Raw genomic sequence first — 1,616 nt, 5'->3', positions numbered from 1 at the left:
ACTAGCCGTTGCTCTATCGATCTTGGTGATCGTGAGTTCGAGTCTGCCGACTCGGTCGGGTGATCTTCTGGTCGGCAGGGCATGAAAGTGGGGCCTTCCGCACAGCTCGTGGGTGTCGAATCCAGCCGAGCAGCAGGAGGCCCCTGGTGCCGCAGTCTTCCGTCTCCGTGACGTTTCCGTCCAACTCCGCACCCCTGTCGTGTGATTGCCTCGCTCACCGGTTCGGGAACGCCGGGGACCACCCGCACAGGCGTCCGAGGTACCCCTCGGACATGACCGACGCGGAGTGGGCAGTCGTGCGCGACGCGATGCCCGTGCCCGCTTGGCTGGAAGGCCGCGGCGGGCAGCCGGAGGGCTACTGCCAACGGCAGCTGGTCGACGCCGTGCGCTACCTGGTCGCGGGCGGCATCGCCTGGAGGGCGGTGCCCGCGGACTTCCCCGCATGGGACCGCGTCTACGCCTTCTTCCGGCGCTGGCGGGACAAGGGCCTGGTCGCCGAGTTCCACGACCGGCTGCGCGAGCGGGTCCGCGAGGCGGCGGGCAGGGATCCGGAGCCGACCGCCGGGATCATCGACGCGCAGTCGGTGAAGGGCGCCGCGTCGGTGCCGGCTGCCAGCCGGGGGTTCGACGGCGGGAAGAAGGTGAACGGCCGCAAGAGGCACATCGTCGTGGACACCCTCGGGCTGCTGCTGGTCGTGGTGGTGACCGCCGCCTGCGTCACCGACCGCGAGGCTGGCTGGACACTGCTGGAGCGGCTGCGTGAGCGGCACTGGCGCATCTCGCTGGTGTGGGCCGACGGCGGCTACACCGGGCGCCTGGTCGAGATCGCCCGCGATGTCCTGCGGATCGCGCTGACAGTGGTCAAACGCACCGACGACGCCACGGGCTTCGTGGTGCTGCCGAAAAGATGGCTGGTGGAGCGGACGTTCGCCTGGCTGATGCACTCACGCCGTCTGGTCCGCGACTACGAGGCCCGCACCGACACCTCCGAGGCGATGATCCGGTGGTCGATGAGCATGGTCATGAGCCGCCGGCTCGCCCGGCGAGCACGCTGAACATCCCCGGGCGTTCCTCGGCCAGCCAGCCCCGCGCGGCCAGGCGCTTCGCCTTCGAGCGCACTCCCTCCACCTTCGCCGCGACCACCTCCAGACCCAGGGCCGCCGCGAGCTGTCGACAGTCCATCTCCTCCCCGCTTCCCGCCAGGACCTCCACGAGCCGCTGGTACTCCGGCGCCAGCGTGTCGAGAGCGAGCCCTTCCCTCCAGGCGGGAACCACCGATCCGGGCACCGCCCCGGCGACCCGCGCAGGCCGTTCACCGGCCACCCCGGCCAGCGGCGCCTCCTCGCCTGCACGGGGTTCTGCCAGGACCTCGGCCACCGTCTGACGGGCGATCACGAACCGCTCCCACGCGGCTTCCGCCTCCCGCAGCTCGGCCTGCAGGACCTCCACCCGCTGCCGAGCAGCACGCTCACGCTCCTCCAGCAGCCCCATCACCGACGGCATCCGACACCTCCACCGAAGAGACGACACGACACCCCGTCTCTGCCACCGAGGCACCGGCACTATGCCTGACCAGCGGAAACGCACCCGTCACTATCGGAAAGACAACGGCTTCT

The 1,616-nt window shown here is 70.4% G+C and carries 2 protein-coding genes; one reads left to right on the top strand and one right to left on the bottom strand.

All coding sequences use genetic code 11. The annotated features are described in order from the left end of the window. The first annotated feature begins 272 nt into the window (after positions 1–272). Entirely contained in the window at positions 273–1,055 is a 783-nt protein-coding gene (locus tag ABZ497_RS36730; RefSeq protein ID WP_359812486.1) for an IS5 family transposase, read from the top strand. Here the strand turns inward: ABZ497_RS36730 and ABZ497_RS36725 are convergent. Then, the gene (locus ABZ497_RS36725; RefSeq protein ID WP_359812483.1) at positions 1,021–1,503 is read right to left on the bottom strand and encodes a hypothetical protein; all 483 of its coding nucleotides are present in this window, start codon (positions 1,501–1,503) and stop codon (positions 1,021–1,023) included. The genes ABZ497_RS36730 and ABZ497_RS36725 overlap by 35 nt on opposite strands. Positions 1,504–1,616: the final 113 nt, after the last annotated feature.

The sequence above is a fragment of the Kitasatospora sp. NPDC005751 genome, from assembly GCF_040630835.1.
Classification (GTDB): Bacteria; Actinomycetota; Actinomycetes; order Streptomycetales; family Streptomycetaceae; genus Kitasatospora.
The sequence above is the reverse complement of the archived record's forward strand: the minus strand, read 5'-3'. Positions and strand labels throughout refer to the sequence as shown.

Coding starts and splice junctions, on each gene's coding strand:
- ABZ497_RS36730 (WP_359812486.1), top strand. CDS start 273: ATGACCGACGCGGAGTGGGCAGTCGTGCGCGACGCGATGCCCGTGCCC.
- ABZ497_RS36725 (WP_359812483.1), bottom strand. CDS start 1,503: ATGCCGTCGGTGATGGGGCTGCTGGAGGAGCGTGAGCGTGCTGCTCGG.